Here is a 26,430-nt window from a genome sequence, read left to right on the forward strand (position 1 = left end):
TTATTAATCATTATAAAGGTATGTTAAAATTCTAAGCTAATAATTTAATTAAATATGAGCTTATTCTTTAATGTTTCAAAATCAAACTTTTTTATTTTATGACTTAGAAACTACTGGTATTAACAATTCTTTTGACCAAGTATTACAATTTGCTGCGATTCGCACAGATTTAGACTTTAATGAAATTGAAAGGTTTAATTTTTTTGTGAAGCTAAATCCTGATACAACTCCATCTCCAATTGCAACGATAACGCATCATATTTCTATTGCTCAAGCAAATACTGGTGTGTCAGAATATCAGGCAATTAGAAAAATTCATAAAATCATAAATACACCGGGGACTATTAGTATAGGTTACAATACACTTGGATTTGATGATGAGTTTTTGAGATTTGCTTTTTATAAAAATATGCTACCTCCATATAGTCATCAATTTAAAAATGGTTGTTCAAGGGCTGATCTGTTTCCAATAGTTACTTGCTATTATTTATTTTGTAATGATGCTCTTAAGTGGCCTAAAGTTCTCGATGAAGAAGGACAGAAGAAAATATCTTTGAAGTTAGAAAATTTAAATACTGAAAATAATCTATATAGTGGTGGTAGAGCTCATGATGCTATTACAGATGTAATTGTCACAGTAGAGCTAGCTAAAAAGTTAAGAATAACTAATCCTAAAATGTGGCAGTTTTTATTGGCAAAGTTTAATAAGCAAAATGATGAAAATACTCTAGCTCAACTAGATATCGGTATAGAAGTCGGTGGTATTGGGTATAGACAAGCAATTGCAGTAAGTGGAGTTTTTGGCTTTAAAAATAATTTTATGTCGGCCATATTAGATATTGGTCAGCATAGGCATTACAAAAATCAAGAGATATTTCTTCGCTTAGATAGTTATTTATTTAGTGAATTTATAGAAGAATTTGGCAGTTTAGAAGCTGAGCATTGGCGTTTGACTTTAAACAAAAAGTGGGGTGATATTCCGCTAATATTGCCTGCTAAAACTCGTTTTGTGGGGAGATTACCTCAAGATAGACTGGATTTGATAAAGGCAAATAAGGAATTTATAAGAAACAATCTAGAAATATTTACTAATTTTGTTGATTATGTATTGGAATATAAGTATCCAGAGATTGAGAATGTTGATATAGATGCAGCAATTTATCAAAGTGACTTTATGAGTGCTGCTGATGAAAGGGGTTGTGATAAGTTTCATACTTCACAAATTTATCAAAAAGCGCAAATGCTTAATCAATTACCAAAACCTTATTATAACAGAGCTGTAAGGATAATTGGTAGATTAGATTTTTCAAAACTACCTGATAAAGCCCAAATGGAGTTTCAAGAGTATCTAAATAAGATTGTTAGCCTAGATAATGATGAGCTTTTGATTGATCATAAAGGTAAAACTCGCAAAACTTTGGAAGATATCTATCAAGAAATGCAAGATTTACGCATGAATCGTGATCTAACAGAAGAACAGCAAGCTTTGCTATATGAGCTCGAAGAATATCTTTTTTAAAAAGACTTTTTATACTTTAGTTTTAGTCACTACTTTTTTTAAGAGTTATAGTGATCCAAAAACTGTAACCGGCAGTGCTGACTTTAATAGATTTTTTGTGACAGCATCCGGAGGTTGGGGACATCTTAGTTCGTCTCCACATAATACAGGAGTTTTTACCACCACGGCAGGGTATTTTTTCACTAAAAATATTACGGGCGAATTTAGATATCTTGGTTATTTTGCGAGCAAACAAGACACTGAGCTTAATGGTAATTCATACTTAGGGCTTGTAAAGTATAATTATGAGTTGTTTAGTGGGGTAAGAGCAGGTGCAGGTGTGGGCCTTGGTATTGGAAGTAGCTTTCAAAAAAATAAGCTTTTAGGGCTAAGTTCCAGTAAAACCTCGGGTTTGTTCGCAGTTCCAGTAAGTTTATCAGTTCCAACAGGTTTTATTGATAATATGGATTTCTTAATTACATATTTATATGTAAAATCTTTTGATAAGGGAGAAGCAAACTTTATAACAACAGGACTAAGCTATAGTTTTTAATACAGATATAAAGCTATGTTATAATAAATTCTCAAGGCTTTAGCACAGCTTTTTTATAAAAAAATTAAGTTTGAAGAATGTCAGAATATAAGTTTAAATTAGTAACAAAATATAGCCCAGGTGGTGATCAGCCCAAGGCAATCAAATCGTTAGTTGAAGGTGTTAATGGTGGGTTACAGCATCAGGTTTTGCTAGGAGTTACAGGCTCAGGTAAAACATATACTATGGCAAATGTGATTCAACAAACACAAAAACCATGTTTGATTGTTGCACATAACAAAACTTTGGCAGCTCAATTATATTCTGAGTTTAAGCAATATTTCCCAGATAATGCAGTTGAGTATTTTGTGTCATATTATGATTATTATCAACCAGAAGCTTATGTTGCAGCTTCTGATACCTATATAGAAAAAGATTCATCTGTAAACGAGCATATTGAACAAATGCGTCTTTCAGCTACCAAAGCAATACTTGAGCGTAATGATGTAATTATAGTCGCAACTGTATCGGCTATTTATGGTCTAGGTGACCCTGAGCAGTATATGCAGATGCTTTTGCACCTAAAGGTAGGAGAAGAACTAGGGCTAAAAAAAGCTCAAACTAAGTTAGTAGAGATGCAATATTCGCGTAATGATATGGACTTCAGTCGAGGTAGTTTCCGAGTTAGGGGAGAAATATTGGATATATTCCCAGCAGACTCTGAAAAAGATGCTATTCGAGTAGAATTTTTTGATGATGAGATTGAAGCGATAAGTATGATCGACTCATTAACTTCCAAAAAAATTAAAACATTACATAGAGCAACAATATTCCCAAGTACACATTATGTTGCATCAAAAGAGCGCAAAGATATAGTTATAGAAGAGATCAAAGCAGAACTTAAAGAAAGAGTTAAATATTTTGAAGAAGAAGGTAAATTACTTGAAGCTCAAAGAATAGAACAACGTACTAAATATGATATTGAAATGATTCAAGAGCTTGGCTATTGCACGGGTATCGAAAATTATTCAAGATTGTTATCAGGTAGAGCTCCCGGTGATCCACCACCAACATTGATTGACTACCTACCAGAAAATGCCTTAGTCATAGTTGATGAGTCGCACGTCACACTACCACAGTTTGGTGGAATGTACAAAGGGGATTTGTCTCGTAAGTCTAATCTTGTTAATTATGGGTTTAGACTGCCTTCTGCTTTGGATAATAGACCTTTGAAATTTAATGAGTTTGAGAATTTGTTGCCTCAGACAATCTATGTATCTGCGACACCAGCTAATTATGAACTTGAAAAGTCTCAAAACACTGTAGAACAAGTGATCAGACCAACAGGTTTATTGGATCCTGAAGTTTCTGTAAGGCCTGTAGCTATACAAGTAGAAGATGCGTTATCAGAGATAAATAAGGCTATAGCCAAAGAAGAAAGGATTTTAATAACGACTTTAACCAAAAAAATGGCAGAAAATTTAACAGAGTATCTATCTGAGCATGGTGTTAATGTCAGATATTTACACTCTGATATTGATACTGTTGAGAGAGTTCAAATTATTCATGACTTACGTCATGGTGTATTTGATGTGCTTGTGGGTATTAATCTTCTTAGAGAGGGTCTTGATATGCCAGAGGTTGGAGTTTTATTAATTTTTGATGCTGATAAAGAAGGGTTTTTGCGCTCTGAGAAATCTCTTATCCAAACTATTGGACGTGTAGCTAGGAATCAAAATGGTAGAGCTATTTTGTATGCAGATATTGTCACAAAATCTATGAAAAAAGCTATGGATGAAACTTTACGACGTCGCAACCTTCAAAACGAATATAATCAGAAAAATAATATAACTCCTAAAACAATCATCAAGAGCATAGATGATATGTTAGATAGTTCTCCAGAAATGCAAAAGCGTGCTTATAAAAATAATTCGCGCTTAAAGGTTGATGATGTTGATGTTTCGGCTATACTAGGTATGACTGAAGCTTCGAAGGTTATCAAAGCTCTAGAAAAACGAATGAGAGCTTATGCAAAAGAGCTTGAATTCGAGCAGGCAACGGCAGTTAGAGATAAAATAACTGAAATAAAGCAGAAGTTTATTAATTTATAATTTTACGTTTTTAAACAAAGTATATTGGTATTATGGCTATTGAAAGTAAATTAAAAAAAGACAGGCTCTTTTTGCGCTTTACATGGGCTAGGTTAAGGAACTACCTGATTAGAGCAAAAAAAAGTCTATATGCATCTATTATTCTATGTGGTTTGATAGTTGGTGTTGATCTATATCTAGGAGATGTTGAATTTGTTACTCAATCGCTAGAGGTTGGATTTACATTAGCGTTTATACTATTTGTATTTTTCTTTTTAATAACAAAAGATGATAATCCTGTAGATATAATCATTTCTGGTGCAGAAGGCGAAACTACGGTTTTAGATGAGTTAAAAAAATTAGACAATAATTTTGTACTATTTAATCGAGTGGTTTTACCAGATGAGAAATCCACAGTTGGCAATAGAGAAATTGATTTTATTGCAGTATCTCGTAAAGGTATATACATAATTGAGGTTAAGAATAATCGTGGCTATATCGAAGTAGAGAACATGGCCGAGAGATGGAATGTATCAAAGACTTCTCAGAACAACAAAGTCTATGCAAAAACAATAAAAAATCCAATTAGGCAAACATTTGCCCAGAAAAAAGTACTACAAACATACCTTTATAAACAAAAAATATATATAAAAGGTATTCCTGTTGTGACTGTTGTTATTTTTGCAAACGATGATGCACAGTTAAGTGAAAATTTCATTGCAGATGATGCTAATCAAGCAGTTTTGTCATTAGGAAATCTAATACCTTTTATTAAAGCAAAAGAAGAATATTTAGAGAAGATGCCTACGCGTTCACGTAGAAAAATAATTCGTAAAATAGAGAAAAAGTAATGCTTGACGATAGGCCTATAGGTGTTTTTGATTCAGGAATTGGTGGTTTAACTGTCGTCAAGAACTTGATGAATATATTGCCAAATGAGGATATTATATATTTTGGTGATATTGCTAGAATACCTTATGGGACTAAATCACGAGCGACTATTCAAAAGTTTGCGGCCCAAACGGCTAAATTTTTGATTGATCAAGAAGTTAAAGCAATAATTATTGCTTGTAATACTATATCAGCTATTGCAAAAGATATCGTTCAAGAAATTGCTAAAACAGTTCCTGTTATTGATGTGATAAGTGCTGGAGTTAGCTTAGTCGATAGTCTTAAAACAGTTGGTGTCATAGCAACCCCAGCTACTATCAATAGTAACGCATACGCACTACAAATACACAAAAATAATCCTAGTACCGAAGTTTATAGTAGTTCATGTGGTCTTTTTGTATCTATGATTGAAGAGGGATTTATAGAGGGAGAAGTTGTTGAATTAGTAGCTAAACAATATCTTGAGTATTTTAACGATAAAAGCATTCAAGCTCTAATTTTGGGTTGTACACATTATCCTATTATCAAAGATAGTATCGCTAAAGCTCTTGATGTAAAGCTTATAGACCCATCATTACAAGCTAGTAAGATGCTTCAGCAACTGCTTGTTAAAAATAATCTTTTGAATAAAAACAATTCTAATCCAGAGTATAAATTTTATGTTACAGATATTCCTCTGAAGTTTAGATCTGTTGGCGAGATGTTTTTACAAACACAGATGCAACATCTTGAAATAGTTAGTTTAGATAGTTACTAATAGAAAATGCTGGTTACTAACTTGACTTTGATTTAGATATACTATTAACTTTATACCGAAAACACAGGGGTGCATGATTTTTTTCGAATCATGCTGAGAGGATTTTCCAACCCTTTGAACCTGATCTAGTTAGCACTAGTGTAGGAAGTGTAGTTTGGTTGTATTTGCTATAGTTGTGATTCTATTACTGTATCAATTATACCTTTAATTTCATCTGCCTATACTAGTTTGAATTGAAAATAGGAGATGAAATGACTAACTCTAGAAATCAAGATATTCAAACTAATACAGAAAACTCAACAATAACGATTAAATATCCAAATTCGGAAAAATGTTATGTTGAATGTCTTAATACAGCACTAAAAGTTCCTTTTAGAAAAATTGCTCAAACAAATACAAATATCGAAGGTAATATCAGTACAAATCCAGATGTTTTTGTCTATGATTCATCTGGAGAGTATTCTTCAGGTAACGCGGTTGATATAGAAAAGGGCTTGTCTAGACATAGATTAAGTTGGCTCAAAAAAAATGAAGATATACAAGGTTTGGGATGTTTCTCATCAGACTATACCAATGCTCAATTTAAAGAAGATAAATTAAATTTTAGAAATAGGCATGTACCTATCAAAGCAAAATATGGTAAAAATGTTTCGCAAATGCATTATGCAAGAAAAGGTATTATAACTCCAGAAATGTATTATGTTGCAATTAGAGAAAATATTCTAAGAGCTAATTTTCATTTAAGTGCTGAGTATACAAATCAACATCAGGGAGTATCATTTGGAGCAAATATTCAAAGAGAAATTACTCCTGAGTTTGTAAGAGAAGAAGTTGCTGCGGGTAGAGCTATTATTCCGGCTAATATTAATCATCCAGAATTGGAACCGATGATAATCGGTAGAAATTTCTTGGTTAAAGTTAATGCTAATATTGGGACATCGGCAGTTACATCTTCTACACTAGAAGAAGTTGAAAAAATGGTTATAGCAGTAAAGTGGGGAGCAGATACTGTTATGGATCTTTCTACAGGTAAGCATATTCATCAGACAAGAGAATGGATTATTAGAAATAGTCCCGTACCTATAGGCACAGTTCCTCTTTATCAGGCTTTAGAAAAAGTAAATGGTAAAGCTGAGGATTTAACTTGGGAGATCTATAAAGATACCTTAATTGAACAAGCTGAACAAGGCGTTAGTTATTTTACAATTCATGCTGGAGTTAGAAAAGCCTTTGTTACATTAGCAGCAAACAGAATTACAGGGATTGTTTCGCGCGGTGGATCAATAATGGCTAAGTGGTGTTTACATCATAATCAGGAAAATTTTCTTTATACTCATTTTGAGGAAATTTGTGAAATTATGAAAGCTTATGATATTAGTTTTTCACTTGGTGATGGGTTAAGACCGGGATCTATAAACGATGCTAATGATAGTGCACAATTGTCAGAATTAAGAACTCTGGGGGAGTTAACTAAAATAGCGTGGAAGCATGATGTACAGGTTATGATAGAGGGACCTGGCCATGTTCCAATGCAATTAATTAAAGAAAACATGGATTATGAGTTAAAAGACTGTTTTGAAGCACCTTTCTATACACTAGGTCCATTAGTTACAGATATTGCTCCTGGATATGATCATATTACATCAGCAATTGGGGCTGCCCAAATTGCTTGGTATGGTACTGCTATGTTATGTTATGTAACTCCAAAAGAGCATCTTGGCCTTCCTAATAAAGAAGATGTAAGAGAGGGAATTGTTACTTATAAGCTAGCAGCGCATGCTGCAGATTTAGCAAAAGGCTTTCCTGGCGCTCAAATAAGAGATAACGCTCTATCAAAAGCAAGATTTGAATTTAGATGGGAAGATCAGTTTAATTTAGGTTTGGATCCTGATAAAGCAAGATATTTTCATGATCAAACATTACCCAAAGAGGGGCATAAATTTGCTCATTTTTGTTCTATGTGTGGGCCTAGCTTTTGTTCTATGAAGCTTTCTCAAGATCTTAAGAAAATAGAATCTAAACATGAGTAAAGTCTCAATCCTAGGATCAGGGCTTATGGGTAGAGTTTTAGCACTTTATCTAGTTAAACGATATCCTAATTTAAAGATCGATATCTATACCGATAGTCTGAATTATAAGACTAGCTGTGGCTATTGTGCTGGAGGTATGCTTGCTCCAGTAACTGAGCTAATAAGTTGCCAAAAGCATGTGTATAAGCTGGGATTTAATAGCTACGATCTTTGGTATGAATTAAATGTGTTTGTTAATGAAAGTCTAGGTATGGATGATAGCTTTGTAAAAAAGATTAATACCTGTGTTGTTGCACATAATCAAGATAAATATGAGTTGGATTTAGCTATTAGAAATATAGATTTAAGACTAAAAAACTTAGATACAAAGCCTTTTATAGATATATGTTCTATAGAAAAGGTAGATATCCTTAATAAAGGGTTGTCTTTATCAAACTCTCTTTGTGAAAAAGCTCTAATAGCGGATGAAGCATTAATTGATGTTCCAAAATTCTTTGTATTAACACAAGAGTTATTTCTTAACCTCGAAAATATAAAAATTATTGAAACTACTAAAGAACAATTCTATCGAGAGTGTTTTGATAAAGAGTATGAGCATATATTTGATTGTACAGGTATCTCAAGTGTTGATGATATCAAGTTGTATGGTGTAAGAGGGGAGTCGATTATTTTAGAAAATAAAAGTATTAAGTTAGATTCTGTTATTAGGCTTTTACACCCGAGACACGCTATTTATTTGATTCCTAGAGAGAATGGTATTTTTTATCTTGGTGCAACAAGTATTGATAGTATTGATTATTCTAAGATTTCTGTACAGGGTGCATTAGAGTTGCTAAGTATGTTAGTTACGCTAGATAAGCGTTTTTTAGAAGCAAGGATATTGAAAACTTTAACTAGTGTGCGTCCGATGAGTATCGATGATAAGCCAATTATAAGTACTAAAGGGAATATAACATATCTAAATGGTTTATCACGACATGGATACTTGTTTTCACCAATGGTTGCACAAACTGTGATAAAGAATAATTATGATTTTGGAGGCTGAATATGCGTATTTTGTTTAATGAAAAAGAGCTGAATTTTGATAATAGTATAACAGTTACAGATTTATTAAAGAGCCAAAAATTTGAATACCCTTGTTTTGCTGTAATGCTTAATAATAGCTTTATAGCAAAAAGACGTTATTCTGAAGTTTTTCTTAAAAATAATGATGTGGTTGTTACTGTTCAACCAATGCAAGGAGGATAGGTTATGCTTGAGTTGTATGGAGAGCAATTTAACTCAAGATTTATATTAGGAACAGCCTTGTATCCTAGTATTGAGATTATGCTTGAAGCTATAGATAAGTCAGAAGCAGATCTTCTGACCGTATCCTTAAAAAGGTCTGCAAAAAATGTGAATGTTAAAAATCAATTTTGGGAGGAGTTAAAAAATACAGGGTGTAAGTTTTTACCGAATACTGCTGGTTGTAGAAACTCTCAAGAGGCAATAGAAATAGCAGAAATTTCACGTGAAATATTTGCCACTAATTTTATTAAAGTTGAAGTTATAGGAGATGACTATAATTTACAGCCTGATTCTGTCGAGCTAATAGACGCATGTGAGAAGTTAGTAAAAAGAGGATTTAATGTTTTACCTTATACTACAGATGACTTAGTAATTGCTAAAAAATTAATTGACGTTGGTTGTGAGGTCTTAATGCCTTGGGCAGCGCCAATTGGTAGTGGTAAAGGATTGGTAAATCCATACGCTTTGAAAGTTCTAAGAGAACGATTTGATAAGATTAAACTAATTGTTGATGCAGGTATTGGCGTGCCTTCACAAGCATGTGAAATTATGCAGATGGGCTATGATGGTGTATTACTGAACAGTGCTGTAGCATTAGCTGGGAATCCCGCTAGTATGGCTAATGCTTTTAAATTAGCAATATATGCAGGAAGAGAAGCTTTTAAAGCGAAAAGGATGATTGAAAGAGAAATTGCTGTTCCATCAACTAATTTAGTAGATACGCCATTTTGGCACCAGTACTAAGAGATAGTATTATGCGTGATATATTTTTGACCATAGGTGGCTCAGATAGTTCATCAGGAGCTGGTATTCAAGCGGATATCAAAACTGCTAATAACATAGGTGTTCATGCTTGTACAATTATAAGCTGTGTTACTGCACAAAACTCAACCAATATCTTAAATATTGAAAAGGTTTCTAAAGGTATTTTCAAAGAACAAATACAAGCAATAAGTAAAGAGTTTAAGATTAAAGTCATCAAAACTTCAGTACTATCATCTACGGAGCAGATTGATATTGTTGTAGACTTGTTGAATGATTTAAAAGATGTGTTCTACATTTGTGACCCAGTGATGGCGAGTACCACAGGCTATAGCTTGGTTGATTATAGACTTGTAGAATATTCTAAGCAGAAGCTTTATCCATTAGCTAATATTTTAGTACCAAACCTTGATGAAGCTAAGATGCTTCTTGATGAGCATGATTCTCCTAATGTCGAAATTGCTGAAATAGCTAAAGCAATACAAGAAAAATACAACTGTAAAAGTGTACTTTTGAAAGGGGGGCATGATTCTGATAAAAATATATCTTTGGACTGCTATTATACTCCTGAAGTTAACTATACATTAACATCAAAAAGATATAAGTTAGATGAAAAAGTAAGAGGAACAGGTTGCACTTTTGCAAGTGCTATTGCTAGTTTTTTAACTTTAGGGTTTGATGTCAATAATTCTATTATTCTAGCTAAGTCATATATTTCTAACGCTATTAAAAGTAGCCAAAAAATAGCATCGTATGGATTCTTCATTGTAGATTCTAAATATATAAATAAACAAGGATTATTTCCTAAAGTAAGTGTGCATGGTAAAGATCTAAGTATAAAATTTAGATCAATTAATAAAACTGGCTTTTACCCGATAGTCGACAGTGCTGATAAGATACCTAGTTTAGCTAACTTAGGGGTTAAAACTATACAGCTTAGAATTAAATCAAATGATAGTGAGTATATACAAAAGCATATTGTAGAAGCTGTAGAGTATCAAAACAAATATGGTCTGCAACTATTTATAAATGACTACTATGAATTAGCAATTAAACATAAAGCTTTTGGTGTACATCTTGGGTATGAGGATTTATTAAGTATAGATAGGCAAACTTTATTAAAAATTAAAAATACAGATATAGCATTAGGCCTAAGTACACATGATTATTATGAGTTAGCAATAGCTTTGGGAGTTAATCCTAGTTATATAGCTTTAGGTCCTATATATACGACAAATACTAAAAAAATGAAATTTGCACCACAAGGTATCAATAAGATTCATGAGTGGTTAAATATCACTAATACACGATTGGTTACAATTGGAGGTATAAAGAAGAGGCACATTCAGTCTATAGCGAATATAGGAGTCGATGGTATAGCTGTAGTCACACTAATAGATGAGATATCTAATTATGAGATACAAAATATAATAAAGTTATTGGAGAAGTAGATGATTTATCATCATAAAATATCAGAATCTGAACTTGAATATTATAAGCGACAAATTATTCTTGATGGTTTTGGTATTGATGCTCAAAAAAAATTTAAAAAGTTTAAAGTGTTGCTTATAGGTGTGGGTGGAATGGGCTCACCTGTAGCCACTTACTTAACTGGTTTGGGTATTGGGGAATTGAGTATAGTTGATGATGACTCGGTTTCAATATCAAATTTACACAGGCAGGTTTTATTTGATATTGATCACTTAGGGCAAAGTAAAGCAGTCATAGCTAAAAATAGGTTGCAAAAGCTTAATCCGTATATAAGTATAACTGCAATTACACAAAGGTTAACTAATCATAACTATACTAAACTAGATATGGAAAAGTATCATTTAATAATAGATACAAGTGATAATTATTTAACTAAAATACTAAGTAATAAAATTTCATTAGAATATTCTATACCCTTATTATCAGGAGGAGTTTTAGGGTTGGACTTTCAAGCAGGAATATTTAATATTAGCCATAGTTCGGCATGTTTAAATTGTTTATATCCTGATCTGGCTAAAGTAGAGCACAAGAGTACTTTAGGAGTTATTGGCATAGTAGCTGGTCAGGCAGGCTTAACTCTGGCGAACTTAGCAATCAATTTTTTATTAAAAAAACAAGACTATCAGAGTTCTACTTTATATAGATATAACGCAACATCAATGCAACTAAATAAATTTGATTTGTCCAAAGACATTGATTGTAACCTATGTCAGTAATTTGTATTTTTTATAGATTTAAATTCTTCTAAATAAAGCTAAAAAAATGTATGATTTGCTAAACTTGATTTTTAAAGTGAGTATTGTAGATGTACGATAAAGACAGTAGAAATGTTATTTTATTAGCTGGAATTGGTGCAATTCTTGAGTTTTATGATTTTGTTTTATATATGATTTTTTCTAAAGAAATCTCAGCAACTTTTTTTGCTCAAATTACAAATCCTACTATCAAGGCATTTTTGACAGTATTAATATTCTCCATAGCATACCTTGTTAGACCGTTTGCAGGAACGATATTAGGGATTGTTGGTGATTTGATAGGGCGAAGACGTCTACTATTATTTACAATATTATTAATGGGAAGTTGTTCATTGTGTATGGGATTGATGCCTGGATATGCTCAGTGGGGACTATATGCGAGCTTTGTGTTTGTGTTATTACGTATTTTGCAAGGTATTGCTTTGGGTGGAGAGTTGCACGGGGCTTATGTTATTGTATATGAATCAGTTAAAGGTAAAATAGGTTTTGCCACCGCTATATTATTTACGTTTGTAACAGGTGGATTTTTATTTTCTGACTTTGTAGGTTTTGCTCTTGAGTATATATTTGGTGATTTTGCATGGAGAGCAGGATTCATTATTGGGGGGCTATTAGGATTTGTCGGTTATTATGTGCGTCGCAATCTTCATGAAACACCTGAATTCGAGAATATTGATAAACAAAAAAGACACTCTTTTGGCTCTTTAGTTTCAACTTATGGACCAAATTTGTTCGCTGGGATATGTATAGTAATTATAGTAGCTTTTGGCGGCGTAATGTTGACTCTATATATACATAAATTTGTTGAAGATATTTTAACTGGATATAATTCTGGTCAAATCTCGTTGATTCTAACACCAAGTGTTTTAACACTTACTTGTTTTACTTTTATTTTTGGTTTTTTATCAGATAAAGTTGGCATTGCAAAAATGTTTATAGCTGGTGCTGGGCTTATTGTGATTTGTGCTTTACCAGTATTTTATTTGATGAGTTGTATTGGTAATGTATCGGCAATTGTTTTAGCATCTATAGTTATTATGTTGTGTTATGCATTAGTTGCGGCTACCTTTATATTTTTACTTTGTGATTTGTTTCCGACAGATGTTAGATTATCTGGAGTAGGTCTTAGCTATAACCTTGCTTTTGCTATAGTTGGAGGAATCGCTCCTTTAGTGAGTACAACAATAATTACAATGACAGCATATAATTTTCTAGGTCCATCTCTTGTTGGCATTGTTTGTGGTGTAATTGGGTTATTAGGAGTGTATGTTTATTCAAAAAGAGGTGGCTATCATAAAAACAACAAAGATATGATAGTTAAATTGTAAGTAGTTTTAGTGATGAAAGAAGATTTCAAAGTAGTATTAATTGCTGGCACAGGCGCAGTTTTAGAGGTTTATGACTTTTTGTTATATGTATTATTTTCGGCACAAATTGTAAATACATTTTTTGCTGGGATTGATGATTCATTAATTAAAAGTTTCATCACAATTGCTATATTTTCTCTAACATATATTGTTAGGCCTTTAGGAGCTGTTACTTTAGGAATCTTGGGTGATAGATATGGTAGGAAGAAAATATTTACATTTACAATAATTCTTATGGGAATATCTTCATTACTAATGGGGATTATGCCTTCTTATGCTACTTTTGGGGTGTTTGCAAGTATAGCTTTTGTAATGTTTAGGATATTACAGGGATTTGCTTTAAGCGGAGAGTTGCCTGCAGCGTATGTGATTGTTTATGAAACAAGTACAAAGAATATAGGATTTAAACTAAGTATTTTATTTGCATTTGTTTTATCAGGGTTTTTATTTGCAACAACAGTATGTCTGATTCTTGAATATTTATTTGATGATTATGCTTGGAGAATTGGTTTTGTATTAGGTGGTTTCTTGGCTATATTCGGCTATTACGCAAGATTAAGATTAACAGAAACACCACTGTTTAGGAAAATTGCAAGTAGAGATAAAAAGAGTATTATTACTCTTTTTAAACAAAACTATATAAACATATTTATTGGTTTTTGTTTCGCAATGTTATTTGCTTTAGGTGCAATAATTTTGCTTCAGTATTCTAATTTTTATATTGCAAAATTATTAAATACTAGCAACACAAGTTTAATAATGATTCCAGTACAGATAATAGTTTTGATATCTGTGATAGTATTTGGCTATATATCTGATAAAGTTGGACTTAGTAAAATGTATATTGTTGGTTGTTTAATTTTATTGATAACCATTCCTGTAATATTCTATTTGATGTCAGATACTTTTAGTGTTTTTATAGGCATGATTTTTTTAATTATTTGCTATTCAGTTGGTGCATCGACAACATTATTTTTCTTGTGTGATATTTTTCCAACAGAGTTTAGATTATCAGGTGTTGCCTTGAGCTATAGTTTAAATTCAGCCTTTGTTGGCGGTGTTTGTCCTATAGTTGCTACAACGATAATAACAAAAACAGGCACTATTTGGCTTGGTCCTACTATTATTTGTATGATTTGTTTGATATTTGCTTTGTTTGCAATTTTTTTATATAAGAAATTAGGAATAAGTTTTTATAAAAAATCATCAAAAATAATATGATCTGAAAAGTTAGTGATATTTAATTTTTGATAATAGGTGTCAAAAACTGATAAAAGCAATAATATTCACCTATGTTATAATTTATTAAATTTAAGTATCTTGTAAATTTAATTATGAAAAATGCGGTTCTTGCTTTTTTGGGATTCTTTTTACTACAAAGTTCTCAAGCATATATTGTAAAAATTGTTAAAGACAATCATGTTTCTCAGCCTGGTTATATTGCAACTATTAAAGAAAAAAATACTCAGACAGCAAGTGTAAATAAGGATGGAACAGAGTTATTTTCAGTCTTTAGGCCATACGGTAGTTACTGTCTTAATATTACAAAATTAGCTGCTTCGATAAATAATGCAAATTCATTTACTAGTTGCTTCGATAATCAATATATTGTAGGTAACAAAGTCAAAAAAATAATCCTAACAGATAATGGAAAAGCTTTTTATACATTATCTGATAGTGCAGTCCTTGGATATACTATAAATAAGAATAAGAACATTGTTGGTCCAAAGTTTTATACTCAGAAATATCCGCAACAGATTATAGATGCCAAATTAGTAGATAAAGAAAAGTATTTTTATCTTGTGACAGCTAGCTACACAAATGAAAGTGGTAAGCTTTTTGTTTATGAAGTTAATCCTGTAGGGACTTTAAAGAAAATAAAAATAATGCCACTGAGTTTTAAGCCTAAGAAAATTATATTTGATGATAGCAATGATGTATATATTCAAAGTGATAAAAGTATCTATAGCTATAATCTTATGTCGGATGGTAAGATCAAAAAGCAAGAAGAGATAATTACTATACCCTCTGGTGAAATAATCGATTTTTCAGTATTAAATGAAAATAGTACTGAAAGTAAAGTGATATTAGCGACACAAGATAATGAGTCAGGAGAGCAAGGTATAGTTGAGGTATATAAAGTTTCTAACGGTTCTTCAAGATTGCTATACCAGGAGAAATATGATGATATACCCAGTGCAATAGCATCATATATAGATAAGGGAAGTAGTCATGGGAAGGTATTAATAGCTTTTGACCATAAGTATATAGTGGCTAACCTTAATAATACATATTTTGAAGATGTTGATGAGTATAAAATAGACGGTAGCTTTTTGAAATTGTTGCAACATGATAATCTTGTTGAAGCTATCTTTTCTGGGTCTGTAGTAACTTATGATTTAAGACAAAATAGTTTACTCAGTGAGTTGTTCTTAAAGGATATTAATGAGAATAGTTCGTTTATATCCAAAGATTTCATAGGCTTTGGAGATGAGAATAATATTAATATTTCTCAAATATAGTTGTCTAAATAGAGCTAAATGATCATATCTATGTATCTATATATGCTCTACTTACTTTACTATCAAATATTCTATTATGGTATCCAAGAATGAAAAATATATTCGTTACTTTTGTGATTTTGTTTTTTTCACAATTTTCTGAAGCGTATTATGTAAAAATTGCTAAAGATAATCATATAGTTCAACCTGGATATATCACATCTCTAGCTGAGCCAAATATACAAGCAACAGCTATTACTAGTGATAGCACAAAACTATTCTCAATATTTAGACCAAGTGATAATTATTGTCTCAGTGTTACAAAGGTTTCATATTCAATTAATAATACTGGTTCAACAACAAGCTGTTTTGGTAATCAATATGTTGTTGGCAATAAAGTTAATAAAATAATTTTGGATAATTTCGGAAAAACTTTTTATATATTATCAAATTATAATATAGTTGCTTACAACATTTCTCCTATTACAGATCGAATAAAAGGACAAATTTTTAGAAAGCGATTTATACAAAAAATTGTAGATGCTAAATTAGTAGATGAAGGAAAATATTTATATTTGTTAACTGCAAGTGACAAAAGTCAAAAAGGTAAATTAATAATTTATAGAGTTAATACAGATGGATCATTAGATGAGCTTAATATTACCGTATTGAGGTATAAGCCTAAAAAAATAGTGTTTAACAGTATTGAAAGTGTATATATACAAAGTAATAAAAGCATTTATTTTTATAGTTTTTTAAGAAATGGAAAAGTGATTAAAAATGAAAAAATAATAACTATACCTTCTGGAGAAATATCTGATTTTTCTGTAATAACTGAAAGCTCTACTGAAAGCAAAGTTTTGCTGGTTGGTCATTCTGGTAATGAAGGTTTAGAAATAGGTTTTGTTAATACATATAATTTTTCAAGTGGTATAGTGAGACAAACAAATAATAGAGTTTATAAAGATTTACCTCTGAAAATAGTCACATACAAAGATAAGTTCAGTGGACAGAGTAAAGTTTTAGTAGCTTTTAAATCTAAGCTTATTAATGGTACTGATGAAAGCGTAAAGTTGTTGGGTGATGAATATAAGGTTAATGGGAATTTTGTAGGTTTGTTGCAAAACAATAGTCTTGTTGCTGTGGTATATTCAAGCTCGGTAGTCGTTTATGATTTAAAAGAGGGTTATTTATTATCAAACTTATTTCTAAATGAGACTTCTGATAGTAGTTTATTTCTATCAAATAATTTCATAGGTGTTGGTAGTCAAAGCAATATTAATATTTTTCAATTATAAGGAGATATTGTTTTATAGAAACTAGGTAGTCTTTATACTACAAGTGCGCGAAAATTAGTTAAACTTTAATGTATTGTTTATATAAAAGTAATTTTTTTGTATACAAAAATAAGTATTTATTATACTATGAATTTGTTAGATTATTTTATTTGGAGGTCTCTCATATATGTCTAATGATAGTATTTTTTCAGGTTACGCTCCTTATCCTGGAGTGTATGATGAAATTTTTTCTAATGAAGGTCATGTGCGTGGTGATGTTTCTCAGGCAATTAAAACTATAGATGAGTTAAGTGTAGAATCTTTATACGAAAAGCAGAAGTTTGTAGATGCTTCTTTTCTAAAAAATGGAATTACTTTTACGGTTTATAGTGATACTCAAGGTACAGAAAAGATCTTTCCATTTGATTTAATTCCCAGAATAATCTCTGAAAAAGAGTGGTCTGAGCTTGAGAAAGGATTAAAACAACGTCTTAAAGCACTAAATGCTTTTTTGAATGACATATATGACGAGCAAAAAATATTAAAAGATGGTGTGATACCAAGAGAGCTTGTAGAATCATCAGAAGAGTATCTACCCGAGATGAGAGGCGTGAAGCCTCCACATGGTGTATATTGCCATATTGCAGGACTTGATCTTATAAAAGATGAAAGTGGTTTTATGGTATTAGAAGATAATGTAAGAACTCCATCTGGTGTTTCTTATGTATTAGAAAATCGTAATTCTCTAATGAAAGTACTTCCTGAGGCATTTGCAAATGCTAATATCAAAAAAGTAGTGGATTATCCAACTGAATTGAGAAAAGCACTATCTAGTATTTCTCCGGTTGTAGACGGTAAAAAAGGTTTAAGTGTAGTTTTAACGCCGGGACAATATAATTCAGCATACTTTGAACATAGCTATCTTGCACGTAAAATGGGATGTAAGCTAGTACAAGGTTCAGATCTTTTTGTACATAATAATCATGTATATCTCAAAACTACTAAAGGACCTAAGCTTGTAACTGTAATTTATAGAAGAATAGATGATAAGTTTTTAGATCCGGAATTCTTTAATCCTGAAAGTATGCTTGGAGTACCTGGCATAATAGAGGCATATAAGGCTGGTAATGTAGTTTTAGCAAATGCTGTAGGTAATGGTATTGCTGATGACAAAGCAATATACCCGTATGTTCACAAAATGATTGAATATTATCTTAACGAAAAGCCAATATTAGCCCAAGTTAAAACATATTTTTGTAGTGAAGAAGATGATAGAAATTACGTTTTGAGTAATCTTGATAAATTAGTTGTAAAAGAAGCTAATGGTTCTGGAGGCTACGGGATGCTTATTGGACCACAGGCTAGTGCAGAGGAGTTACAAGAGTTTGCTACTAAAATAAAAGAAAAGCCGAGAGCATATATAGCTCAACCATTAGTAGAGTTATCTACAAGTCCTACATTTATCGATGGTAAGGTATTGCCAAGAAGGGTGGATTTGAGAGCGTTTTTAGTTACTGGTAAAGATACATGGATACTACCAGGAGGGCTTGCAAGAGTAGCTCTTAAAGAAGGATCATATGTTGTGAATTCTAGTCAAGGTGGTGGTTCGAAAGATACATGGGTTTTAGGGAGAGATAAGAAATGATGATATCTCGTACAGCAGAAAATTGTTTTTGGTTAAGTAGAAATATTGAAAGAGTTCAGATGTTAACTAATGCTATTGAAGTGGCATATAACGTCGAACTTGAGATATATGGTGATGCTGAAGATATTTGGTATCCCTTAGTAGTGGTATTAGGCGGTAAAGAGGCATTTATTAAAAAATATGGTTACAGTGCAAAGTCTAACGCAAGAAAGATACAAGAGTTTTTGATTTGGGATAAAGAAAATCCATCTTCGATATATTCATCATTATCTTCTGCACGTGAAAATGCTCGGATAATTAGAGATCTGATAGCTGCAGATATGTGGGAGGAGATTAATGAGCTATGGTTGTGGATTAATTCAGCTGAAACTCATAGATTTTCTGTAGTAAATCTAGATGAATTCTGTAAAAAAATCATTAAGTTTTGCTTCTTGTGGATAGGTTTTTATCATAATTTTATTCTAAGGAATGATACTTATAACTTTATGAAGTTAGGTATGCTTATTGAGAGAGTTGACTTTACATTGAGATTAGGTGATATACATCATCATAGACATATAAGTCTCGCGTCAAAGAATGAAACTACAGATGAATCACAGTATTGGCAGGAGATGTTGTTAAATACAATGTCAAAAGACGCATTTATGCGTAAAGCAGATTTTGACGTTAACAGAAAAGATGTAGCGGAGTTCTTGTTGAAATCAGATGATTATCCTAGAACAGTTACTTTTTGTTTAAATGATTGTCTTGCTGTGTTAAAAAGGATGTCATATCATTCGACAGGTATAGGTATGCAATCTAGAACAAAAGTAGAGGAAATTATAAAATACTTTGAAAGTAATGCTACTGAGTCATTGCTAGAAAAAAATCATGAATTTATTACATATCTGATAAACTCAATGGCACAACTTACAACTATTATTTCAAAAGAATTCTTTATATCTGATGTAGATTTCTACGTAGCAATGTTAGAAGGGTAGAAATAAAAAAGGAAAAATATTTAATGTTTAGTAATATCTTGGCTATATCTTCAGATTGCCCAATATCTCCACGAATTAACTTTTTAGCAGATGATACCGCAACCTTACAAGAATTTATGTGGGGTATAGGATGGTATCATGATAATCATAATGCTGTATCGATTATGAAAGATAATCATGTTGAAAATGTAGAAGCTTTACGTGCTTTGTTTGACAACAATCCAAACTTTTGTTCTAGCACTTTTATTGGACATATTTATAGTCATAGTTTGTTTGACAAAACTGATTTAAATCTTCAGCCATTTATGAAACCTCATGCAGGTAAAGAGTGGACTATTGTTCATAACGGCGATTTAAATAGGATGTATCAAAATACGTTATGCCTTAACTTTTCTGACTATGAACCTGTCGGTAAAACTGATTCAGAATATATATTATGCTGGATTCTTTCTCAACTTAGAAAAAAAAATATTAGAGAGCTAAATGACGATAATCTATTTTATGTTTATGACTTATTGAAGCAGATAAATGAGGTTGGTCAAGTAAACTTGGTTCTTTCTAATGGTGATATAACAGTAGTTTATCAAGATAAGGAGGATTTTAATCCAATTTATTATAAAAAGTTCTACCCTCCGACAAATAGTAATAATTTAGATATTGGTTATGTGAATGTAGCAACAGGCTTGTATGGAGATGAGCTTAGAACTTATACAATATTTTCAAATAATACAAACGTTGACGGTACATGGAGAAAATTATTGCCAGGTCAAATGGTAGCTGTTTCTCATGGTCGTGTTGTATGGAATAGTGATAAAAGTAGTAGTAATTATGGAGGGCATACATACCAGCCTGAGCGATTAAATGTTCCAGTTGAGAATAAAGTTTTTGAAAGCTCAGAAAGAGTTTTAGACATTATTCATACTACAAAATACAGTTATGAGTTTCCAGTGAATTTAAGTAAACATGATATTCGTATGAAACCAATTGTAGATGCAAAACAGCGTATACTCAATTATGATCTTAAAATATCAGTTGCTTGCGAGAAAGAAGAATATACTGATGTTTTTGGTAATGACGTTGTGTTTCTCAAAACTAAAGAATCTTATAAAGAATTTACAATAGAAATGAAGACAAAAATTGCTGTGAGTAATGATCATAGTGTGCGTAAAAGGTCTATTAATTCTCGTACAACTATGCCAATCTCATGGATGCCATGGCAGAGGCAGATGATGACTCCATATCTATTGTCTGTAGAGTTGCCACAAACTCAACTTGAAGAGTTGATGGATTATGCTGTATCTTTTGTCAAAAGGAATGATAGTGATATTATGGCGGTACTAGATGATATTAATAAAACAATCTATTACGAATATAAATACGTCTCAGGCTCTACTAATTTTGCCACAACTGCTTATGATGTATATATTACTAGGCAAGGTGTTTGTCAAGACTTTTCAAATCTGTTTATTTGTTTAGCAAGGCTTTTAGGTATACCTGCTCGATATCGTTCAGGATATATATTTAATGGTGGTCACTATAATAATACTGAGATGAGTGACGCTACGCACGCATGGGTGGAGGTATATATACCGTGGATTGGCTGGATAGGATATGACCCTACAAATGGTTGTGAAGTTAATAGTGATCATGTACGTATTGCATGTGGTAGAACATATATTGATGCTACGCCGACAGCAGGAACAATTTACCGAGGAGGAGGTGGAGAGTCTTTGTCGATAAACGTTAAAGTTTTTGATGTAACTAGCACGTTATAAAATTTTGTCTAAAGGAGTGACTAGTGACTTGTGATAGATATTAAAGTCGCACTCTACAGCTAATAGATGGTATGTATCAGGGAATAAGCTTTTAAATGGCTCTATAGAGTGGTGTATGTATCCACATTTGGTGTACCATCTTTTCAAAACCTCTTTGCTTGGATTAATATAGTGTTTAGGGGTAAGTAGTTCAAGTTGCATTATTTTAAAGCCATTATTCTTTGCCCAATTTTCTGCAGCATTCACAAGCTTAGTACCAATGCCAAGCCCCCTATGGTTAAAGGCAGTAGCAAGCATTCCAAGTTCAGCTATACTCTCTGAGAGTCTTGTGACTTTTACAGAGCCGATAATCTGATTATTATTTGTTGCGATAATTATCTGATTATTATTAATTAGAGTCTTTAATTCATTAAAAGTTGTTCTTTTTGCAGAATCTATCCATAGATCTCCTTCAGCACTCCTATAGGCATCATTAATAATTTTGACAAGAGTATTTATTTCCTCTGTAGTTATATTATTTATACTTGCAAAGCCTATTTTTGTTTTATTCATAGTACTACTAAATTCATTATTTTTTATAAAATATTTTGCTTAATATAGCATTTTTTTGTTATTTTGGTCAAAGATGAGTTTGTCTACAATAGCTATCTAACTTCTAGTTTGATATATAACTTAGATAAACTTAAATATTTTTCATAGTCATGTATACTTGCAAATACTACTTAATAAAACTATGTAGATATTACAATTTATGAGTATGGTGAAAAAAATATTTTGTATAAGCATATTGTTAACATTTTTTAGTACTAATACTCAAGCTAGCTTTGTTCGTGCCAGTAAAGATAATCATAAGGCTCAGCCAGGTTATATAAGTACAGTATATGAGCCTAATGTTCAAACACTAGCTATGTCAGAAGGAAAAAACTCTAGACTATACTCAATATATCGTGAAGGAACACAGTACTGCAGTAGTGCTATAAAGCTAAACTATTCAATAAGTAATAGTGCTGTATCTTCTAGTTGTTTTGATAGTGAAACTAATATTGGTAGCAAAGTCTTAAAAGCGATTATCTCTGAAAATGGATCCCGATTATATTTGTTTTCAGAGCATATAATCTCTGAATATGGCGTGTCTCCTATATCAAGTAGAGTTAACTCACAGATATCAAGTGAACATATAACCCAGAATATTATAGCTGTTGAAAAGTTTAACAGTAAAATTTATGTATTGACACACGAAGAAGATAGTAATAAAGGCTCCTTAATTATATTTAACATAGGGAATGATGGGAGTTTAGATAAGACGGACTCTAAGTCTTTGAGCTATATTCCACTTGGATTTAAGTTTTATGCTGATACAGGCTTTGATTATGTTTATGTTAGATCTAAAGAGCAGATATATAAATATGATATTTTGAATGATGGCACAATTAATCGCTCTAGTAAACTAGTGGATTATCCAGGTAATACGATTAAGGATTTTGGAATACTAAAAGATAAAGACAAGAAAACACTACGGATGGTAGTAGCTTTAAAAAATGGTGATTCTGGACTTAGTCAAGGAGCCTTAAAAATGTATTTACTTAATGGTGTGGGAGTGAGACTTACATCAAGTGTTAATCTGGAGCTAGAGCCTTATCAAATATATGCATATGATGAAAAACAAATGTTTCTAGTAGCATATGAGTATAGCTTTGATATTAGAGAGATTAACGCTAAAACAAATGCGATAGAAGATAAACTTATTTTGCAAAGAGGTTTTGATGCTTCCCTTATTGATGTGGAGCATGTCGATAAAGTTACAGCCATAATGAGTGAATCGGCTATACAAGTATTTAATGGGTTTGTCTTATCTCAAGCATTTTATCTAAAAGATAAGCCTCTTCAGCTTATATTCAGTCCTGATACTCATTTTATGGGAGTAGCTAATGAAGAGAGTGTTGATGTTTATGAAATTACGGCAACTTTTGATAGGCAATAAAAATATTTTAGATCTCGAGGTTAGCTAGTTTGATAACAGTTGTATAATAATTTCGTAAGTGTAGAATTTATCTCAATTAAACTTTCCAATTAATACTATTATGCAAGAATCATTGAAGTTAAGCGAGTTTCTTGAGCTTATAAAAAGTACTATTGAAATGAGTTTCGGCTATGAAGGTTTTTGGGTAGTTGCAGAGCTATCTGAATGGCGTAGATCTGGTAAACATTACTATGGTGAGCTTATAGAGCATGATGGTGTTAGTAAATTTCCTATAGCTAAAATTAGATGTAACTGTTGGGCAAATAAAGTTGATTATATCCATAGTAAATTTAGTCAAGCTACTGGAGAAACTCTAAAAACAGATATGAAAGTCTTATTTAGGGTAAGTGTAAATTATCATACTAGTTTTGGACTTAGTCTAAATATAATAGATATAGATCCTGCCTTTACACTTGGTGATAGGCAAGCTCGTAAAATTGAGATTCTACAAAGCTTGTCCGGAAAAGGTATTTTAGAGAGAAATAAAGTTCTTAATATGCCAGATGATTTTACCAATGTTGCAGTAATCACAAGTATAACGGCTGCAGGTAAAGGAGATTTCTTTGAAGAGGCTGATAAATTACAAGATTTAAGTTTATGTAACTTTGATATATATGAAGCAAAGATGCAAGGTGCAGAATGTGCGAAAAGTGTCTCAACAGCATTTTCTAAGATAGCAACAATGGCTGATAAATATGATGCGATAGTATTAATCCGAGGAGGGGGTTCTCAGGCTGATCTTGACTGGTTTAATAATATACTACCAGCTGAAAGTATTTGTAATAGTGAAATTCCCGTGCTAGTTGGTATAGGACATGAAAGAGATAGCACAGTTTTAGATGAGATATGTACAAAAAGATTTGATACGCCATCTAAGGTTATAAATTATATAGCGAATACAATTATTGATAATGCAATAAACGCTAAATATAATTATGAATCGATAGTAAGAATTACTAAAAATTTAGCTAAACAAAATAAACATCAATTAGATAATCTGTATCATAATTTTAAAACACGTATAGAACATTATCTCTATCAAATGAATCAAAGTGTTGATCATAACTATAAAGAATCTACTTCTATAGCAAGGGGAGTTACTAAGCTATATGATAAAACCGTGAATACTATGCATGAAAATATATTATCAAGCTCAAAAAGCTTGATAAGAAGTTATGAAAATAACATTTATAATTCATATAATCAGTCAACTAATACAGCTCGAAATATTTTAAAATACTATAATCAAACAAGCGAATCTCTTTATAAGCAGATATTATCTGTATCAATAGAGCCAACTCTTAAAAGAGGCTTTAGCTTGACAAAGACAACAGATGGCAAATATATAACAACTCAAAAACAAGCACAAGCATACTCAGATTTAGAGATAGTTTATGCCGATGGAAATATACAAGTAGAGGTGAAAGAAAATGGCAACTCAAAGTAAAAAATTTGCAAAAAATTATCAAATATTAGAAGAGATTAATGAAAAACTTCAAGAGCAACAAGATAATCCTGCTCTGTTAGATGAATTAGCACCAATGCTAGAACAAGCCTCAAAAAGTTATCAGTTATGTAAAGAAAGAATTGCTGCAGCTCAGAAGTTTATAGATGAATTTGAAGGTAATGACTAGAAAACCATACCTGGCATTTGCCATATTCCAGCTGTTCTAAGAGTATCTTTGATTATTAGTATTTTTTCTTGTTGCTGTGCTGGTTTATCAATATCATAATTTGTTCTAGCAGTTATATTAGACATTTTGATAGGTAATTTAGCATTGTAAATTTCTTGCTCAAAAATAGAGTTTGCTCTACGAATGTGAGAGTCAGAGCTTATTAGTAGAATATTTTTAACAGGTCTATTTATTTTTTTGATTATATTTATCGTATTAATGGCATTGGTGACAGTGCTAGTTGATTGATCCTCTTGTATTATGCTTTGTGCAGAAACACCATGCTTAATTAACCATTGTTTCATTTGATATGATTCTGTTACACCTTCGTGAGCAACGCCACCTGATACTATGATTATCGCATTAGGGTATTTTTTATATGCTGATAGAGTTATTTTTAGTCTATCAACTAATATATTGCTCATGGTGCCGTCATCATTTAATGAATATCCTAATGTAACTATTGCTAAAGAATTTTGATCAATGTTTTTTAACTGATCTAATTTTGAGTTTATGCCTAATTTGAAGTTAGTTTTAGCAGTTTGTATTGCTTGTATAAAGCGAGGCATTTTTGACCATCTAGATTCTTTAAGAATAGTAATATTTTGATCAAAATTATTAGGGTTCCAAATTAAAGAATATGCGGTTAAGAATATCTGTAATATCGGGTTATTATAAGATTTTATAGTGCCAAGAGAGCTTAATGTTTTTCTGGCATCATTTACTGAATTATTAGATATTTCTAAAGATGCTAATGCAAGGGTAAGCTGTGTACTGATATAACTATTGGGCTTAGATTCTTTAAGAGCACTTTTTAAAGAGTTAATTGAGCCTTGTAGGTCGCCTCTTTGAGTAATAGAGCCATCATTTTTATCATCAGTCGAAACACTCAAATCATACTGAATATTTGCTATTGCAGTTTGTTGGTTATTCAGGATATCAAGATTGAAGTTATTTGATCGATCTGCAAATGATAAGATAGGTGAAATTATAATTATTAAGCTTAGGATAATTTTTTTTGAGACTTTCATATTTAGGTTTTGTTAAAAAATATTACAAGATAATATAAAAAAATTACCATAAATTAAATCTCTTTATA

The 26,430-nt window shown here is 31.7% G+C and carries 23 protein-coding genes and 1 riboswitch; of the genes, 21 read left to right on the forward strand and 2 right to left on the reverse strand.

Features of this window, described 5'->3' with window-relative positions; translation table 11 throughout:
• Positions 1 to 70: 70 nt before the first annotated feature.
• The 18 genes from F0R75_RS02635 (at position 71) to F0R75_RS02720 (ending at position 21,638) form a co-directional block, all read left to right on the forward strand.
• On the forward strand, positions 71 to 1,519 hold the full coding sequence (locus F0R75_RS02635) for an exodeoxyribonuclease I (RefSeq protein ID WP_149368448.1): 1,449 nt from the start codon (positions 71 to 73) through the stop codon (positions 1,517 to 1,519).
• Positions 1,494 to 2,051 (forward strand): porin family protein, encoded by a 558-nt coding sequence (locus tag F0R75_RS02640; RefSeq protein WP_149368447.1) that lies wholly within the window; start codon positions 1,494 to 1,496, stop codon positions 2,049 to 2,051. Before F0R75_RS02635 ends, F0R75_RS02640 begins: the two co-directional genes overlap by 26 nt.
• A 77-nt stretch (positions 2,052 to 2,128) precedes the next feature.
• Entirely contained in the window at positions 2,129 to 4,141 is a 2,013-nt protein-coding gene (uvrB, locus tag F0R75_RS02645) for an excinuclease ABC subunit UvrB (protein WP_149368446.1), read from the forward strand.
• A gap of 32 nt (positions 4,142 to 4,173) precedes the next feature.
• The gene (locus tag F0R75_RS02650) at positions 4,174 to 4,971 is read left to right on the forward strand and encodes a nuclease-related domain-containing protein (RefSeq protein WP_013922914.1); all 798 of its coding nucleotides are present in this window, start codon (positions 4,174 to 4,176) and stop codon (positions 4,969 to 4,971) included.
• Positions 4,971 to 5,768 (forward strand): glutamate racemase, encoded by a 798-nt coding sequence (gene murI, locus F0R75_RS02655; RefSeq protein ID WP_146422003.1) that lies wholly within the window; start codon positions 4,971 to 4,973, stop codon positions 5,766 to 5,768. The genes F0R75_RS02650 and murI overlap by 1 nt, the downstream gene beginning before the upstream one ends.
• Positions 5,769 to 5,823: 55 nt before the next feature.
• A riboswitch (TPP riboswitch) is annotated at positions 5,824 to 5,932 on the forward strand.
• 87 nt (positions 5,933 to 6,019) lie between these two features.
• Positions 6,020 to 7,798 carry a phosphomethylpyrimidine synthase ThiC gene (gene thiC, locus F0R75_RS02660; RefSeq protein ID WP_149368445.1) on the forward strand — a complete coding sequence of 593 codons (1,779 nt, stop codon included), beginning with the start codon at positions 6,020 to 6,022 and terminating at the stop codon, positions 7,796 to 7,798.
• The gene (locus F0R75_RS02665; RefSeq protein ID WP_149368444.1) at positions 7,791 to 8,843 is read left to right on the forward strand and encodes an FAD-dependent oxidoreductase; all 1,053 of its coding nucleotides are present in this window, start codon (positions 7,791 to 7,793) and stop codon (positions 8,841 to 8,843) included. Before thiC ends, F0R75_RS02665 begins: the two co-directional genes overlap by 8 nt.
• A gap of 2 nt (positions 8,844 to 8,845) precedes the next feature.
• Positions 8,846 to 9,046, forward strand: coding sequence for a sulfur carrier protein ThiS (gene thiS, locus F0R75_RS02670; RefSeq protein WP_149368443.1), 201 nt, complete (start codon positions 8,846 to 8,848; stop codon positions 9,044 to 9,046).
• A 3-nt stretch (positions 9,047 to 9,049) separates the two neighbouring features.
• Entirely contained in the window at positions 9,050 to 9,829 is a 780-nt protein-coding gene (locus tag F0R75_RS02675; protein WP_149368442.1) for a thiazole synthase, read from the forward strand.
• 11 nt (positions 9,830 to 9,840) lie between these two features.
• Complete coding sequence (gene thiD, locus F0R75_RS02680) at positions 9,841 to 11,298, forward strand: bifunctional hydroxymethylpyrimidine kinase/phosphomethylpyrimidine kinase (RefSeq protein ID WP_149368441.1); 1,458 nt, start codon at positions 9,841 to 9,843, stop codon at positions 11,296 to 11,298.
• Positions 11,299 to 12,054, forward strand: a complete 756-nt coding sequence (locus tag F0R75_RS02685) for a HesA/MoeB/ThiF family protein (RefSeq protein WP_149377191.1) — start codon at positions 11,299 to 11,301, stop codon at positions 12,052 to 12,054.
• A gap of 89 nt (positions 12,055 to 12,143) precedes the next feature.
• Positions 12,144 to 13,421 (forward strand): MFS transporter, encoded by a 1,278-nt coding sequence (locus F0R75_RS02690; protein ID WP_149368439.1) that lies wholly within the window; start codon positions 12,144 to 12,146, stop codon positions 13,419 to 13,421.
• Positions 13,422 to 13,433: 12 nt separating this feature from the next.
• Positions 13,434 to 14,681, forward strand: coding sequence for an MFS transporter (locus F0R75_RS02695; protein WP_149368438.1), 1,248 nt, complete (start codon positions 13,434 to 13,436; stop codon positions 14,679 to 14,681).
• 113 nt (positions 14,682 to 14,794) lie between these two features.
• On the forward strand, positions 14,795 to 15,982 hold the full coding sequence (locus F0R75_RS02700) for a hypothetical protein (RefSeq protein ID WP_149377192.1): 1,188 nt from the start codon (positions 14,795 to 14,797) through the stop codon (positions 15,980 to 15,982).
• 89 nt (positions 15,983 to 16,071) lie between these two features.
• Complete coding sequence (locus F0R75_RS02705) at positions 16,072 to 17,259, forward strand: hypothetical protein (protein ID WP_149368436.1); 1,188 nt, start codon at positions 16,072 to 16,074, stop codon at positions 17,257 to 17,259.
• A gap of 166 nt (positions 17,260 to 17,425) precedes the next feature.
• Positions 17,426 to 18,883 carry a circularly permuted type 2 ATP-grasp protein gene (locus F0R75_RS02710; protein WP_149368435.1) on the forward strand — a complete coding sequence of 486 codons (1,458 nt, stop codon included), beginning with the start codon at positions 17,426 to 17,428 and terminating at the stop codon, positions 18,881 to 18,883.
• Positions 18,884 to 18,942: 59 nt separating this feature from the next.
• Positions 18,943 to 19,863 (forward strand): alpha-E domain-containing protein, encoded by a 921-nt coding sequence (locus tag F0R75_RS02715; protein WP_232215367.1) that lies wholly within the window; start codon positions 18,943 to 18,945, stop codon positions 19,861 to 19,863.
• 23 nt (positions 19,864 to 19,886) lie between these two features.
• Entirely contained in the window at positions 19,887 to 21,638 is a 1,752-nt protein-coding gene (locus F0R75_RS02720; protein WP_013922928.1) for a class II glutamine amidotransferase, read from the forward strand.
• Here F0R75_RS02720 and F0R75_RS02725 read toward each other — a convergent pair.
• On the reverse strand, positions 21,633 to 22,190 hold the full coding sequence (locus F0R75_RS02725) for a GNAT family N-acetyltransferase (RefSeq protein ID WP_149368434.1): 558 nt from the start codon (positions 22,188 to 22,190) through the stop codon (positions 21,633 to 21,635). The two genes, F0R75_RS02720 and F0R75_RS02725, sit on opposite strands and share 6 nt — an antisense overlap.
• Positions 22,191 to 22,389: 199 nt before the next feature.
• On the opposite strand from F0R75_RS02725, the gene F0R75_RS02730 reads away from it, so the two are divergent.
• The 3 genes from F0R75_RS02730 to xseB all read left to right on the forward strand — a co-directional run bounded on the left by F0R75_RS02730 (position 22,390) and on the right by xseB (position 25,292).
• Positions 22,390 to 23,619, forward strand: a complete 1,230-nt coding sequence (locus tag F0R75_RS02730) for a hypothetical protein (RefSeq protein WP_149368433.1) — start codon at positions 22,390 to 22,392, stop codon at positions 23,617 to 23,619.
• Positions 23,620 to 23,719: 100 nt separating this feature from the next.
• Complete coding sequence (gene xseA, locus F0R75_RS02735; RefSeq protein ID WP_149368432.1) at positions 23,720 to 25,105, forward strand: exodeoxyribonuclease VII large subunit; 1,386 nt, start codon at positions 23,720 to 23,722, stop codon at positions 25,103 to 25,105.
• The gene (gene xseB, locus F0R75_RS02740) at positions 25,089 to 25,292 is read left to right on the forward strand and encodes an exodeoxyribonuclease VII small subunit (protein WP_004287964.1); all 204 of its coding nucleotides are present in this window, start codon (positions 25,089 to 25,091) and stop codon (positions 25,290 to 25,292) included. Before xseA ends, xseB begins: the two co-directional genes overlap by 17 nt.
• Here the strand turns inward: xseB and F0R75_RS02745 are convergent.
• The gene (locus F0R75_RS02745; RefSeq protein ID WP_149368431.1) at positions 25,289 to 26,362 is read right to left on the reverse strand and encodes a YdcF family protein; all 1,074 of its coding nucleotides are present in this window, start codon (positions 26,360 to 26,362) and stop codon (positions 25,289 to 25,291) included. The genes xseB and F0R75_RS02745 overlap by 4 nt on opposite strands.
• Between the last annotated feature and the right edge of the window lie 68 nt (positions 26,363 to 26,430).

The sequence above is a fragment of the Francisella marina genome, from assembly GCF_008369785.1.
GTDB lineage: Bacteria > Pseudomonadota > Gammaproteobacteria > Francisellales > Francisellaceae > Francisella > Francisella salimarina.